Annotated in this window: 14 protein-coding genes and 1 tRNA gene; 12 read left to right on the top strand and 3 right to left on the bottom strand. The window is 71.7% G+C overall.

Features of this window, described 5'->3' with window-relative positions:
• Positions 1-108 precede the first annotated feature (108 nt).
• The 3 genes from ACH4MY_RS01740 to ACH4MY_RS01730 all read left to right on the top strand — a co-directional run bounded on the left by ACH4MY_RS01740 (position 109) and on the right by ACH4MY_RS01730 (position 3,202).
• A complete protein-coding gene (locus ACH4MY_RS01740; RefSeq protein ID WP_397996034.1) occupies positions 109-1,392 on the top strand; it encodes a glutamate-5-semialdehyde dehydrogenase in 1,284 nt (427 codons plus the stop codon).
• A gap of 76 nt (positions 1,393-1,468) precedes the next feature.
• Positions 1,469-2,029 (top strand): hypothetical protein, encoded by a 561-nt coding sequence (locus ACH4MY_RS01735; protein ID WP_397996031.1) that lies wholly within the window; start codon positions 1,469-1,471, stop codon positions 2,027-2,029.
• 90 nt (positions 2,030-2,119) lie between these two features.
• Entirely contained in the window at positions 2,120-3,202 is a 1,083-nt protein-coding gene (locus ACH4MY_RS01730; RefSeq protein ID WP_397996028.1) for a hypothetical protein, read from the top strand.
• A 103-nt stretch (positions 3,203-3,305) separates the two neighbouring features.
• Here ACH4MY_RS01730 and ACH4MY_RS01725 read toward each other — a convergent pair whose 3' ends face one another.
• On the bottom strand, positions 3,306-4,430 hold the full coding sequence (locus ACH4MY_RS01725; RefSeq protein ID WP_397996025.1) for a M48 family metallopeptidase: 1,125 nt from the start codon (positions 4,428-4,430) through the stop codon (positions 3,306-3,308).
• A 128-nt stretch (positions 4,431-4,558) separates the two neighbouring features.
• Between ACH4MY_RS01725 and ACH4MY_RS01720 the strand changes: the two genes are divergently transcribed.
• The 7 genes from ACH4MY_RS01720 (at position 4,559) to ACH4MY_RS01690 (ending at position 8,814) form a co-directional block, all read left to right on the top strand.
• Positions 4,559-4,783, top strand: coding sequence for a hypothetical protein (locus ACH4MY_RS01720; protein WP_397997438.1), 225 nt, complete (start codon positions 4,559-4,561; stop codon positions 4,781-4,783).
• An 83-nt stretch (positions 4,784-4,866) separates the two neighbouring features.
• Complete coding sequence (locus ACH4MY_RS01715; protein ID WP_030550482.1) at positions 4,867-5,028, top strand: hypothetical protein; 162 nt, start codon at positions 4,867-4,869, stop codon at positions 5,026-5,028.
• A gap of 51 nt (positions 5,029-5,079) precedes the next feature.
• On the top strand, positions 5,080-5,700 hold the full coding sequence (gene nadD / locus ACH4MY_RS01710; RefSeq protein ID WP_397996021.1) for a nicotinate-nucleotide adenylyltransferase: 621 nt from the start codon (positions 5,080-5,082) through the stop codon (positions 5,698-5,700).
• Between the two features lie 19 nt (positions 5,701-5,719).
• A complete protein-coding gene (locus tag ACH4MY_RS01705) occupies positions 5,720-7,444 on the top strand; it encodes an LCP family protein (protein WP_397996019.1) in 1,725 nt (574 codons plus the stop codon).
• 84 nt (positions 7,445-7,528) lie between these two features.
• The gene (rsfS, locus tag ACH4MY_RS01700) at positions 7,529-7,996 is read left to right on the top strand and encodes a ribosome silencing factor (protein WP_397996016.1); all 468 of its coding nucleotides are present in this window, start codon (positions 7,529-7,531) and stop codon (positions 7,994-7,996) included.
• A complete protein-coding gene (locus tag ACH4MY_RS01695; protein WP_397997349.1) occupies positions 7,993-8,646 on the top strand; it encodes a histidine phosphatase family protein in 654 nt (217 codons plus the stop codon). The genes rsfS and ACH4MY_RS01695 overlap by 4 nt, the downstream gene beginning before the upstream one ends.
• Before the next feature lie 95 nt (positions 8,647-8,741).
• A tRNA-Ala gene (locus ACH4MY_RS01690) sits at positions 8,742-8,814 on the top strand.
• A gap of 42 nt (positions 8,815-8,856) precedes the next feature.
• On the opposite strand, the gene ACH4MY_RS01685 is transcribed toward ACH4MY_RS01690, so the two are convergent.
• Entirely contained in the window at positions 8,857-9,726 is an 870-nt protein-coding gene (locus ACH4MY_RS01685) for a helix-turn-helix transcriptional regulator (RefSeq protein ID WP_397996013.1), read from the bottom strand.
• Between the two features lie 101 nt (positions 9,727-9,827).
• On the opposite strand from ACH4MY_RS01685, the gene ACH4MY_RS01680 reads away from it, so the two are divergent.
• Entirely contained in the window at positions 9,828-11,261 is a 1,434-nt protein-coding gene (locus ACH4MY_RS01680; protein WP_397996010.1) for an MFS transporter, read from the top strand.
• A 137-nt stretch (positions 11,262-11,398) separates the two neighbouring features.
• Positions 11,399-11,632 (top strand): hypothetical protein, encoded by a 234-nt coding sequence (locus tag ACH4MY_RS01675; RefSeq protein ID WP_017239283.1) that lies wholly within the window; start codon positions 11,399-11,401, stop codon positions 11,630-11,632.
• Here ACH4MY_RS01675 and ACH4MY_RS01670 read toward each other — a convergent pair.
• Complete coding sequence (locus tag ACH4MY_RS01670) at positions 11,611-12,831, bottom strand: glycosyltransferase 87 family protein (RefSeq protein ID WP_397996006.1); 1,221 nt, start codon at positions 12,829-12,831, stop codon at positions 11,611-11,613. The two genes, ACH4MY_RS01675 and ACH4MY_RS01670, sit on opposite strands and share 22 nt — an antisense overlap.
• Positions 12,832-12,888 lie beyond the last annotated feature (57 nt).

The following is a 12,888-nucleotide window of genomic DNA, read 5'->3' as shown; positions in this document are numbered from 1 at the left end:
GGGACCTTCGGGACGCCCGTCCCGCACGCTGTCCCGGAACAGCGCGGGCACGTCTCGGAGTGCGGGATACGTGAGGGATGTCCGCAGGGGTGCCAGTACCCTGCGGGCATGACCTCGCTCACGCCCCTCGACAACCTCTCCCCGGTCACCCGGGCCGCCTACCGGGCCCGTGGCGCCGCCGCCGAAATCGCGCCACTCCCGCGCGCGGCCAAGGACGACGCCCTGCTCGCGATCGCGGACGCCCTCGAAGTCCGCACCGCGGAAATCGTCGAGGCCAACGCCGAGGACATCGCCAAGGCCCGCGCGGCCGGGACCAGCGAGGCGATCATCGACCGGCTCACTCTCACCCCCGAGCGCATCCGGGCCATCGCCGCCGACGTCCGCGACGTGGCCGCGCTGCCCGACCCGGTCGGCGAGGTCGTCCGCGGCTCGACCCTCCCCAACGGCATCGACCTGCGCCAGGTCCGCGTACCGCTCGGTGTCGTCGGCATCATCTACGAGGCCCGCCCCAACGTCACCGTCGACGCCGCCGCCCTCTGCCTCAAGTCCGGCAACGCCGTTCTGCTCCGGGGCTCGTCCTCGGCGTACGCCTCCAACAGCGCCCTGGTGAAGGTCCTGCGCGACGCCGTCGGCGGCGCCGGGCTGCCCGCCGACGCCGTCCAGCTCGTCCCCGGCGAGTCCCGCGAATCGGTCCGCGAGCTGATGCGCGCCCGCGGCCTCGTCGACGTCCTCATCCCGCGCGGCGGCGCCTCCCTGATCAGGACCGTCGTCGAGGAGTCCACCGTCCCGGTCATCGAGACCGGCACCGGCAACTGCCACGTCTACGTCGACGCCCAGACCGACCTCGACATGGCCGTCGAGATCCTGATCAACTCCAAGGCCCACCGGGTCAGCGTCTGCAACGCGGCCGAGACCCTCCTCGTCCACCAGGACGTCGCCGCCGCCTTCCTCCCCAGGGCCCTCGACGCCCTCGCGGAGGCCGGCGTCACCGTCCACGCCGACGAGCGGGTCCTCGCCCACGCGGAGGGCTCCAAGGCCACCGTCGTACCGGCCACGCCCGAGGACTGGGAGACCGAGTACCTCTCGTACGACATCGCCGCCGCCGTCGTCGACTCCCTCGACAAGGCCGTGGAGCACATCCGGACCTGGTCCTCCGGCCACACCGAGGCGATCGTCACGACCTCGCAGGCCGCGGCGCGCCGCTTCACCCAGCTGGTCGACTCCACCACGGTGACGGTGAACGCCTCCACCCGGTTCACGGACGGCGGACAGTTCGGCTTCGGCGCGGAGATCGGCATCTCCACCCAGAAGCTGCACGCCAGGGGCCCCATGGGCCTTCCGGAGCTGACCTCGACCAAGTACATCGTCACCGGCGACGGTCACATCCGGTAACCGATCCATTCGGTACGGGCGGGGAGGGTTCCCCCACTCCCTGCCCAAAACCCCCTTCCCGGTCTACTCTGAATCCGTGCCGGACGACGTGGGGGGCACGCCGTTCCCGAACGGCGAGGACCCTGAGGACTCTGTCGACCGCGGAGGCGCCGACGAGGTCTACGCCGACGTGGTGTTCGACGAGGACTTCGTGCGGGCCGCGACCATCCACGAGCCGAGCGCCGTCGAGCGGCTCCTCGCCGCCGCCCAGGCCCGTGCCGAGGCCGAGGCGGCCCGCGCCCGCACCGGAGGCGGATCGTCCGACGAGGACCTCTACGAGGGGCTCCACGACCCCTCCGGGCTCACCTACGAGCCCGACGACATCGGCGACGACGCCAGCCCCTACGGCCGCCACGGCGGCGCCCTGCGCCCCTACCGGGGCAGCGCCCGCTGGCACCGGCCCGTCGCCTGGCTCCTCGCCCTCGTCATGGGCGTCGGCATGGTCGCCCTGGCCTTCAGCGCCGTCTACCGGGGCGCGGCGGCCAGCCGCCAGGACCAGGTCCCGCCGCCGGCCACCACCGGTGTCGACACGCCCAATCCGAACCCCGCCCCGCCCGCCGCCCACGCGCCCGCGGCACGGTCGGCGTCCCCCAAGTAGCGGCCGGCGTCCACCCCGACGGCGGAATTCTTCCGACTTTGTCGTGTACCTGGGCGTTTATCGAAGCCTCCGCGGACCTACCCTGAAGGTATGGCAGGGCGTGGCGACCCGCCTGAGGGGACGCCCGAGGGTCTCCCCGGCGGTGAGGACGAATACCGATCCGTCGTCTTCGACGAGGCGTTCGTCCGTGCTGCCCACCTTCAGGAGTTCTCGGCCCGGGAACGGATGGGCGAGCACGCCCAGGCCGTCCGCAACCGCCCGTCCCCCTGGGAGGGCCGCAGCAGCTCCCGTCAGGCCATCCTGCTGGTCCTGCTGATCCTCCTGGCCTTCGGCACCGCCATCTACCTCGGCGTCCGCAACCCGTACCAGCCCCCCGTCGACCAGCGGGCCGAACCGCTGCGGACCACGGTGGTCGCCCTCGCGCCGCAGGGCCCGGTGCCGGGCGGCGTGCCCGACCGGCTCTTCGACCACAGCCCCGTCGCCGAGTACCGCACCGGGGCGGCCGGCATCAACCTGCCGGTCGCCGGACGCACCACCCACTTCGCCGAGAGTCAGGTCGTCGCCGCCCTGAGCATCGCCAAGGAGTATCTGGTGGCCTCCTCCCTGGAGCCCGACGTCCTGTCCGGGGCGACCGTGCGGCCCGCGCGCCTGCTGATCGACCCCGACCAGCTGGCACAGTTCGACCGGAGCGTCGAGGCACCGGCCGACGACGGCCGGCACGCGCTCGCCGGCTGGCTGGTCCGCTTCGACCCTCGGCAGGTCGTCCTCGCGGATCCCGGCGCCCGCGTCCAGGGCACCCTCCGCTTCGAGGAGACCGGCCCCGACACCCTGGACGTCATCGCGGACCACACGTACACCTACGCCGTCCGCGCGGCCGGTCAGGGCGCGGGACCCGTCGGCGCGGCGTCCCTCTTCACCGTCCACCGCGAGGTGCACTTCCGCCTCGACCGGGAGGACCTGCGCATGCACCGGGCCGAGCTGGTGACCAGCACCGTCGAGGCGGGCCCGCAGGCGTGCGGCGCCGACACCACGGGCTCCCTGAAGCCGCTGCTCGCGGGAGAGCGGGCCCCCGAGGCGGGCGGGCCGGTGGTCACCGACCCGTACGCCACGGGCCGTCCCGCCGCCCCCTCGCTGTGCGGAGCGCTGGCACCGAGCGCCCAGCCGTCGCTCTGACGGTCCTGGTCGCGGCCCTGGCCACCCCGGGATCCCGGTCCCCGCGGTTCCGCTCAGCGGCGGCTTCGACGGTTCGGCTCAACGCCGGCTTCGACGGTTCGGCTCAGCTCTGGTTCCGGCCGTCCCCGGTGCCCTTGTCCGGGCCGCCCTTGTCGTCGCCGGCCGTCCCGCCGTCGTCCGACTTCTTCGGGCCCTGGGCGGCGTTGAAGCGGTCGCGCAGCTTCCCGCCCAGGTCGCCCGCCAGGTCCCCGGCGCCCCCGGCTATGTCGCCGACCAGCTTCATCAGCGGATCCTTGCTGGTCCGCACCGTGTCGGCGTAGTGCCCCGCGGACTCGCGGAAGGAGTCCGTGACCGAGGTGTCCTTGTCCTCCGAGCGCTTCGGGTAGTGGCCGTCCATGATCCGCTGGAAGTCGCGGTTCTCGGACCACTTCTTCAGCTCGGCCGCCCGGACGGTGGTGAAGGGGTGCGTGCGCGGCAGCACGTTGAGGATCTTCAGGACCGAGTCCCGCAGGTCCCCGGCCTTCTCGTACTCGTCGGCCTGGGCGAGGAACGCGTCCACGTTCATCTCGTGGAGGTGGTTGCCTCCGGCGATCTTCATCAGGCCGCGCATCGAGGCCTGCACGTCCTGGCCGACGAGGAGTCCGGCCCGGTCGGCGGAGAGCTCCGACTTGCGGAACCACTCGCGCAGGGCGGTCACGATGGCCATGATCGCGACGTTCCCCAGCGGGATCCAGGCGACCTTGAGGGCCAGCCCGGTGAGGAAGAGCAGCACGGTGCGGTACACGGAGTGCCCGGAGAGGGCGTGGCCGACCTCGTGGCCGACGACCGCCCGCATCTCCTCCTCGTCGAGGAGCTCCACGAGACCGGTGGTGACGACGATGATCGGCTCGTCCAGGCCGATGCACATCGCGTTGGGCTTCGGGTCCTGCGTCACGTACATCGGCGGGACCTTCTCCAGGTCCAGGATGTAACAGGCGTCCCGCAGCATGTCGTTGAGATGGCTGAACTGCGCGTCGCTCACCCGGACGGAGTCCGAGAGGAAGAGCAGTCGCAGACTGCGCTCCGGCAGAAGTCCGCTGAGCGCCTTGAAGACCGTGTCGAAGCCGCTGAGCTTGCGCAGCGCCACCAGCGCCGAGCGGTCGGCCGGATGCTCGTAGGCCCGCGAGGAGATGCCGGGGAACCGCTTCCGCTGCCTGCTCGGCACGGTCCCCTGGTCGTTCTCGGTCATGGATGCCCCCTGTTCGTACGAGTCGGTGCTCGTCCCCCTGACGAACACCAGCCTAGGCGCTGGCGCTACGGTGTGCCGGGGCCTGTGGATAACTCGGGCACCGAGGACGACCGAGGAGCACGACCGACATGCCGGACACCGTCGACACCGCTGCCGCGCTGCTCGCGGCCGCCGCACAGCAGGGGCCGGGCGACACGCTCCGCATCGTCCTGCTCGTCTCGATCGTGGGCGGCCCCCTGCTCGCCTGGTTCCTGCTGCGCGGCTATCGGAGCGGCGACACCGGTGACGAGGGCCCCGGCGACGGCACCGACACCGCCGCGGGTGCCACCAAGGACCGCGACGCCAACGCCTGAGTCGGCGTGAGCCTGTCCGGACCGCCCGCATACGATGTGCGCGAAGTCTCCGCTCCCATCCCCGATCGATAGGTCTGCCGAAGATGAGCCTCCACAGCACCGCCGCCAACCTGGTCTCTCTCGCCGAGGGCGCCGAGCACGGCGGCAACCATGAAAGCCTCAGCCCCTACCTCACCGGCTTCGGCGCCTTCGGTGCCCTGATGCTGCTGCTGTGGATCACCACCCGCTTCAACCGCGACCGCTGAACCGCCGACCCTGATCCGGCGTCCGCCGCCGTGCCAGTAGGCTCTGCACGCATGGGAGAGCAGGAAATGCCTACTGGCGGGCGCGGGAAGCGCCGACTCGGCGTGATGGGCGGAACCTTCGACCCGATCCACCACGGACACCTGGTGGCGGCCAGCGAGGTCGCCGCCCTGTTCCACCTGGACGAGGTGGTCTTCGTACCGACCGGGCAGCCGTGGCAGAAGAGCGACCGGGCCGTTTCGGCGCCCGAGGACCGCTATCTGATGACGGTCATCGCGACGGCGTCCAACCCGCAGTTCTCGGTCAGCCGGATCGACATCGACCGCGGCGGAGCGACCTACACCATCGACACCCTGCGGGACCTGCGCTCCCTCAACAGCGACGCCGACCTCTTCTTCATCACCGGGGCGGACGCGCTGTCGCAGATCCTCACCTGGCGCGACGCCGAGGAGCTCTTCTCGCTCGCGCACTTCATCGGCGTCACCCGGCCGGGCCACGACCTCACCGACGACGGACTGCCCAAGGGCGGCGTCTCGCTGGTCGAGGTGCCCGCGCTCGCCATCTCCTCCACCGACTGCCGGGCGAGGGTCGCGAAGGGCGATCCCGTCTGGTACCTGGTCCCGGACGGCGTGGTGCGCTACATCGACAAGCGCCAGCTGTACCGCGGCGAGTGAGCTTCGGGGAGGGGCACCGGTGAACGATCAGCAGCATCCGTACGACCCGTACTATCCGCAGTCGCAGATCATCGGCTACGACGAGTACGGGCAGCCGGTGTACCAGCAGCCGCAGGCGCCCCAGCAGGCTCAGGGGCAGCACTACGACCCGTACGGCGGCCAGCAGCAGTCCCAGCAGCCGCAGGCGCAGCAGGGGTACGGCTACGACCCCTACGCCCAGCAGCAGTACACGGAGCAGCAGCAACAGCAGCCCCAGGGGCCGCAGTACGACCCGTACGGGCAGCAGGGCTACGCCTACCCCTCCTACGACACGGGGCAGCAGTGGGCCGCCCAGCCGGAGCCCGCCCAGGCCCCGGCTCCCGCCCAGCCCTCCACGCAGGCTCCCGCCCAGGCCGCGCCGGTCGCGGCCCCGCCCGGTGTGCCCGGTCAGCGCCCCGCGTCCGAGCGGCCCGCGCCCGCCCGGCCGGCCGATGACGAGGACCGGGACTACCGCACCGAGCAGTTCTCCTTCATCGAGGAGCCGGACGAGGACTCCGAGGACGTCATCGACTGGCTGAAATTCACCGAGAGCCGCTCGGAGCGGCGCGAGGAGGCCAGGCGCCGCGGCCGCAACAGGATCATCGCGCTCGTCGTCGTCCTCGTCCTCGCCGTCGCGGGCGGCGTCGGCTACCTCTGGTCCGCGGGCATGCTCCCCGGGTCGTCCGACGAGGGGCGGAAGGGGGGCACGGCGACCGGTCCGCAGCAGCGCGACACGATCGTCGTCCACCTCCACGACACCACGGGCGGCGGGACCTCCACCGTCCTCCTCGTGAACAACACCACCACCGGCCAGGGCACCACGGTCCTCCTCCCCGACTCCCTGGTCGTCGCCGACGACGAGGGCTCCGCGACCACCCTCGGCAAGTCCGTCGAGGACGACGGGTCCAGCGGCACCCGGGAGGCGATCGGCAACCTCCTCGGCGCCAGGATCACCGGCACCTGGCGCCTGGACACGCCGTACCTGGACACCCTCGTCGACCTCGTCAGCGGGATCGAGACGGACACCGACGCGACCGTGCCCGGCCCGAAGAAGGGTGACGAGCCGCTGGTCGAGAAGGGCGAGAAGCAGTCCCTGAACGGCCGCTCCGCCGTCGCCTACGCGACCTACCGGGCGCCCGGCGAGGCCGAGAGCAAGCAGCTCCAGCGCTTCGGCCAGGTCATGTACGCGGTGCTGCGCAAGATCTCCGACGATCCGGCGTCCGCCACGATGACCGTCGAGAGCCTCACCCAGATCTTCGACCCCTCGCTCTCCGAGAAGGACCTCGGCGCCGCCCTCGCCAAACTCGCCGAGCACGCCAAGGTCGGCGACTACAAGACGGCCCTGCTCCCGGTGGCGCAGGACGGCGCGCTGAGCGAGGACGCGAGCGACAGTGTGGTGAAGGACATCCTGGGCGGCAAGATCACCGCTCCCGAGGTGGGCGACGTGGCCCGGGTCTCGGTGCGGGACGCCTCCGGCAAGAAGGCGACCGAGGCCGCCAGGATCGTCCTGGTCAACGGCGGCTACGTCTTCGTGGGCGGTACGGAGACGGACACCCGGGAGAAGTCGCAGGTCGTCTACGGCGACGACGCCCAGAAGGCGACGGCGGTCGAGGTGGCCAAGACACTGGGCCTGCCGGCCGGCTCGGTCACCAAGGGCAAGCCCACCGGAGCGGCCGCGGTCACCGTGGTCCTGGGCCAGGACTACAAGGTGCCGGAGGCCCGGTAAACGGCGCTCCGGAAAACGTTGGCGGGGCCGTCGGCGGTCCGTGAGACCCTGGAGGGGTACTGGACCGCCGACGAAAGCCTGCTTGTGACCGCCACGGATCGTTCCATCGAACTCGTCAACGCCGCCGCTCAGGCGGCCGCCGACCGGCTCGCGCACGACATCATCGCGTACGACGTCAGCGATGTGCTGTCGATCACCGACGCCTTCCTGCTCGCCTCCGCGCCCAACGACCGCCAGGTCAAGTCGATCGTCGACGAGATCGAGGAGCGCCTGAACAAGGACCTGGGCGCCAAGCCGGTCCGCCGCGAGGGCGACCGCGACGCCCGCTGGATCCTCCTGGACTACGTCGACATCGTCGTCCACGTCCAGCACAGCGAGGAGCGTGTCTTCTACGCCCTCGAGCGCCTGTGGAAGGACTGCCCCGAGCTGCCGCTCCCCGAGGACGCGCAGAGCACCCGCGGGAAGGGCGCCGAGCACGCCGCCCTGACCGGCGTGGACCTCTCCGAGCACGCCGCCGGCCTGCCCGACGAAGTGGACGGTGAGCTGCGCTGAGCACCACCAAGGGCGGCACCGGCCGCCGTATCGTCCTCTGGCGCCACGGCCAGACCTCCTGGAACCTGGAGCGCCGATTCCAGGGTTCGACCGATATCGAGCTGACGGAGGCCGGCGTCGCTCAGGCGCGCCGTGCCGCCCGGCTGCTCGCCGCGCTCAAGCCGGACGTCATCGTGGCCTCCGACCTGAAGCGGGCGGCGGCCACCGCCGCCGAGCTTGCCGTTCTCACCGGCCACACCGTCGCTCACGACTCCGCGCTGCGCGAGACGTACGCGGGGGAGTGGCAGGGGCTGACCCACGACGAGATCGTGGCACGGTACGGCGAGCAGTACGCCGCCTGGAAGCGCGGCGAGCCCGTGCGCCGGGGCGGCGGCGAGCTGGAGACCGAGGTGGCCGACCGGGCCGCCCCGGTGGTCCTGGAGCACGTCGACAAGCTTCCGGAGGACGGAACGCTCGTCGTGGTGAGCCACGGCGGCACGATCCGGACCACCATCGGCCGGCTCCTCGGTCTGGAGTCCCAGCACTGGGAGAGCCTGGGCGGCCTCTCGAACTGCTGCTGGTCGGTGCTCGGTGAGGGCGCCCGCGGCTGGCGTCTGATGGAGCACAACGCGGGCACGCTGCCCGAGCCGGTCCTCGGCGACGACGACTGAGCCCCGTGACCGGCCTGCCGGACCCGGATTTCACTTTCCGGCAGGTCACAGGCTAAAGTTCTTCTTGTTCGCAGCGCAGAGCGCGAAGAACACGAGGGGCTATAGCTCAGTTGGTAGAGCGCCTGCATGGCATGCAGGAGGTCAGGAGTTCAATTCTCCTTAGCTCCACAATCACCGGATCCCGTCCCCAACAGGGGGCGGGATTCGTCGTTACGCCGTCTCTCTCAGCACCGCGAGCCCATGGCGGCTCGCCTCGTCGTTCGGCGTGTAGGCCACGATGCGGCACTCCGGCATCCCGTTCACCGACAGGGAGACCGAGGTCAACCGGACCTCGCCCACCCGCTCGTGACGGAAGACCTTCACCCGCGTCCCCGGCGGGACCACGTCACCGCTGCGCCACAGCCGGGCGAACTCGGGGCTGGCCTCCGCGAGAGCCCGTACGTACTCCTCCCAGGCCGGCTCGCCCACATGGCGTCCGTACGCGCCCCGCAGCTGGGCCACCATCAGCGGCAGCTCCCGCTTCCGGTCGACCACGGGGCAGGTGGGGCCGGGGACGCTGAAGAGCGCCCACAGCACGTTGCGTATGCCGAAGGGGCCGGTGTCCAGGTCGTCCCGGCCCTCCTGGAAGAAGAGCCGCTCGTACATGGCGTTGGTCGCGAGCACGTCGTACCGCGCGTTGTAGAGCACCGCCGGGTGCGGATCCAGGGCGTCGAGGATGCCCTGGATCTCCGGGCTCACCACCGCCACGTCCGCGCCGGACCTCTCCGGCGCGTACGGCACCTCGGCCAGGTGGTAGAGGTGCTCGCGCTCGGGCCGGTCGAGCCGGAGCGTACGGGCGACGGCGTCGAGCACCTGCGCGGAGGCGTTGATCGGGCGCCCCTGTTCCAGCCAGGTGTACCAGGTGACGCCCACCCCGGAGAGCTGGGCGACCTCCTCGCGCCGCAGCCCCGGCGTGCGGCGCCGGAGTCCCGGCGGCATCCCCACGTCCTCCGGTGTCACCCGGGCCCGGCGGCTGCGCAGGAACGCGGCCAGTTCCGGTCGCTTGCGTCGCTGAGTCGCTACTGATGCCACGATCGTCACACCCCCATGGTCGAGTCCCCGTGCCGCCGCTGCCAGGTGGTGTCAGTACCAGCATCAGCGGGCTCTCGTTACCCGTATCCGATCGAGGTCACGCTCGACGCATGACCTCCACCACAACACGTCCCGTACTCAGTAAAGACGGTGGCACCGACAATCGCCCCGGCCTGCTGCTGGGCGTGGTCCTCGCCGCCCAGTTCATGGCACTCCTCGACGTCTTCATCGTCAACGTCGCCGCCCCCACGATCCGCGCCGAACTCTCCGCCTCCGGAGCCGCGCTCCAGCTCGTCGTCGCCGGATACACCATCGCCTACGCGGTACTGCTGATCACCGGAGCCCGCCTCGGCCACCTGCTCGGGCACCGCCGGATGTACCTGGGAGGCCTCGCCCTCTTCACCGCGGCCTCCCTCGCCTGCGGACTCGCCGCCGACACCGGCCAGTTGATCGCCTTCCGGCTCGTGCAGGGAGCGGGCGCGGCCCTGATGATCCCTCAGGTGCTGAGCCTCATCCAGCGCAACTTCACCGGTGAGCACCGGGTCCGGGCCCTCAGCGCCTACTCCGCGGTCCTGGCGACCGGCGCCGCCGCGGGACAGGTCGTCGGGGGCGTCCTGGTGAGCGCCGACCTCTTCGGCACCGGCTGGCGGCCCGTCTTCCTCGTCAACGTCCCCATCGGGATCGCCCTGCTCGTCCTCGGCGCCCGGTTCCTGCCCCGAGACGCCCGGACCGCACCCACGCGCGCGCGTGCCCTCGACCTTCCGGGCCTCGTGCTGCTCGCCGCCGCCGTGACCCTGCTGACCGTCCCCCTGGTCCTCGGACAGGAGCAGGACTGGCCGCTGTGGTCCTGGCTCTCGCTCGGCGGATCCCTGGTGCTCCTCGCCCTCTTCGGTACGTACGAGTCCCGGCTCGCCCGGCGCGGTGGCGCCCCGCTCATCGCCCCGCGGGTGCTGCGCCTCCCCGGCATGGGGCGGGCCGTCCTGTGGATCACCGTGGCGATGGGAGTCAACGCAGGCTTCCTGTTCACCCTCACCCTGCATCTGCAGGGCGGGCTCGGCCACAGCGCCCTGCGGGCCGGACTCACCTTCGGACCCGCCGCCGTCGTCTTCGGCGTCGTCGGACTGACCTGGCGGCGCTGGCCGGCCGGACTGCGCCGCGCGCTGATCCCGGGCGGCTTCCTGCTCGCCGCCGCGGGAGCCCTCGCGGTCGGCGGGCTGCTCGCGGACGGCGGTACGGGAGGCTGGGGGCTCTTCCCGGCGCTCGGCGCGCTCGGCGCGGGCATCTCACTGGCGTTCAGCCCCGCGCTGACCGGCGCGCTGGCCTCCGTACGGCCCGAGGACGCGGCGGACGCGAGCGGACTGCTCGCCACCGTCACCCAGCTCGGTCAGCTCATCGGGGTCGCCGCGTTCGGCACCCTCTACCTCGGTGCGGTGGCCGGACCCGGAGCGGAGAACTCCGCCGACGCGCTGTGGACGACCATGCTCGCGCTGGCCGTCGCCGCGGTCGTCGGAGCGGTGGCCGGGGCGGCGCGCCGAGCACGCTGACCCTCTTGCGAGGCCATGGCAGAATCGGACGGCCGGAGGGGGACGAGGATCCGGACGGGAGGGTGGCCCAAGTGCTCGGCGACAACGGCGGGGTGTCCTATGGGTGCACGGCCTGCGGCCACAGCTGGAGCTGACTGATGGGTGCACACAGGCGGAAGTGCGACTGGTGCGGCAGCGGCACGCCCATCGTGCGGGACATGGACCCCGTCAACACAGGGTTCCAGTACTGGTGCGAGGAGTGCGCGCGGGCGCTGATCATAAAAGGCGACCCCATCGAGACGTACCGCGAGCTGGAGGGGGAGCCGATCTACGGCCGGCTCCTCGACGAGCACTGCACCCTCAAGCGGTTCTACTCCTTCGCCACGGCCTGACGCCGCAGCGTCAGCATGTACCCCACGAGCAGCGCCGTCGTCGTCAGCGGATAGATGGCGGACAGCACCATCTGACCCGCGTTCTGGTCCAGTTCGGGCCGGCCCGGGTCGTGTGGAACCCACCACAGCGCGAACGAGGCGAAGGCCAGGGCCACGGCTCCCGTCACCGGCCACACGCGCGTGGCGCGGTCCGCGAGCAGGATCAGCAGCGGCACGCACCAGACCCAGTGGTGGGACCACGAGATCGGGCTGATCATCAGCGCCGTGAACGCGCAGACCACCACCGCCACCGCCTTGTCGCCGCGCACCGCGGCCCGCACCGCGAGCGCCATCGCCAGGCCGCCCAGGGCGGCCGCGGTCACCGCCCACCACATGCCCGGGTCGTCGGTGTGCATCAGCCGGGCCAGGACCCCGCGGATCGACTGGTTGGCGGTCTCCTCGGCGAAGCCGACCCGGCCGGTCTCGAACAGGGTCTCCGTCCAGAACCGCTTCGAGTCCGCGGGGAGGGCCAGCGCCACGGCCAGCGTCGTCCCCAGGAACACCCCGGTCGCCGTCACCGCCGTACGCAGCCACTGGTTCCAGCTCCGGTCCCCGCGCCACAGCAGCAGCCCCGCGACGAGCAGCAGGACCACGAAGAGGCCCGGTGTGAGCTTCACCGCGGTCGCCAGGCCGATGCCCAGGCCCGCCCAGCGGCTGCCCCGGCGCCGGGTGAGGTCCCAGAGCACCGCCACCGCTATGAGGAGGTTGATCTGTCCGTACCGCAGGGTCGTCCACACCGGCTCGCACCACACCACGACGGCGGCGACCCACAGTGTCGTACGCCACAGGTCCGTACGGGACAGCGACGGGCGGACCAACTGGAGCGACAGCTGGACCAGCGCGACCACCAGGAGCAGATTCCCCGCGGTGGAGAGCGTCCGCATCACCGGCACGCTCACCAGGGTCAGCGGGACGAACAGCAGGGCGGCGAAGGGCGGGTAGGTCATGGCGAGGTTCGCCGACGTGGCGCGCATCGCGTACAGGTCGCCGCCGGCCCGCACCGTCTCGCCCTCGGCCCGGTAGACCATCACGTCGAGCATGTTCACGTGGGCGAGGCGTTGCGCCACCCAGAAGGCCGCGAACGAGAGCAGACAGACCGCCGCGGCGGTGGCCAGGGGCCACGGCCGGGCGCGGGTTTTGGAGAGCACGGAGACGGACACAGTCGGCGACCCTACCGGGCAGGTCAGGAGGGCCCCGAGAATCGATTTGGAGATCTG

Origin of the sequence: Streptomyces sp. NPDC017246, from assembly GCF_044331325.1 — a bacterium.
Taxonomy (GTDB): domain Bacteria; phylum Actinomycetota; class Actinomycetes; order Streptomycetales; family Streptomycetaceae; genus Streptomyces.
This window is presented reverse-complemented; position numbering and strand designations above follow the sequence as displayed.

Bases quoted from the DNA above. Each gene is read 5' to 3' on its own strand.
- ACH4MY_RS01725 (WP_397996025.1), bottom strand. From the start codon at position 4,430: ATGACCGAGAACGACCAGGGGACCGTGCCGAGCAGGCAGCGGAAGCGG.
- ACH4MY_RS01730 (WP_397996028.1), top strand. From the start codon at position 2,120: ATGGCAGGGCGTGGCGACCCGCCTGAGGGGACGCCCGAGGGTCTCCCC.
- ACH4MY_RS01680 (WP_397996010.1), top strand. From the start codon at position 9,828: ATGACCTCCACCACAACACGTCCCGTACTCAGTAAAGACGGTGGCACC.
- ACH4MY_RS01675 (WP_017239283.1), top strand. From the start codon at position 11,399: ATGGGTGCACACAGGCGGAAGTGCGACTGGTGCGGCAGCGGCACGCCC.
- nadD (WP_397996021.1), top strand. From the start codon at position 5,080: ATGGGAGAGCAGGAAATGCCTACTGGCGGGCGCGGGAAGCGCCGACTC.
- ACH4MY_RS01720 (WP_397997438.1), top strand. From the start codon at position 4,559: ATGCCGGACACCGTCGACACCGCTGCCGCGCTGCTCGCGGCCGCCGCA.
- ACH4MY_RS01740 (WP_397996034.1), top strand. From the start codon at position 109: ATGACCTCGCTCACGCCCCTCGACAACCTCTCCCCGGTCACCCGGGCC.
- ACH4MY_RS01715 (WP_030550482.1), top strand. From the start codon at position 4,867: ATGAGCCTCCACAGCACCGCCGCCAACCTGGTCTCTCTCGCCGAGGGC.